We start from the raw sequence: 303 nt of genomic DNA on the forward strand, positions 1-303 counted from the left end.
CTCTGCCATCAGGCCCCCGCAGGCCCCACCCACATGCCCGACCTCTATGCCGCAGGCGGCATCCCCGCTGTGCAGGCAGAGCTGGCCAAGAAGGGCCTGCTGGATCTGGATGTGCCCACCGTCACCGGCAAGACCCGGGGGGAGAACATCAAGGGTGCCCACATCCTGAACGAAAAGGCCATCCGTCCCATCGAGAACCTCTACTCCCAGACCGGCGGCCTGCAGATCCTGTGGGGCAACATCGCTCCGGACGGCTGTGTGGTCAAGCGCAGCGCCGTGGCCCCCGAGATGCAGCAGCACTCC

At 66.7% G+C, this 303-nt stretch carries 1 protein-coding gene; it reads left to right on the forward strand.

Going from position 1 to position 303, the window contains the following annotated elements; translation table 11 throughout:
* Positions 1-303 (forward strand): dihydroxy-acid dehydratase (locus tag P0G09_RS18410; RefSeq protein ID WP_275253394.1); only part of this gene is annotated, 303 nt, incomplete at both ends.

Source organism: Faecalibacterium sp. DFI.5.82 (genome assembly GCF_029076575.1).
Taxonomy (GTDB): Bacteria; Bacillota; Clostridia; order Oscillospirales; family Ruminococcaceae; genus Faecalibacterium; species Faecalibacterium duncaniae.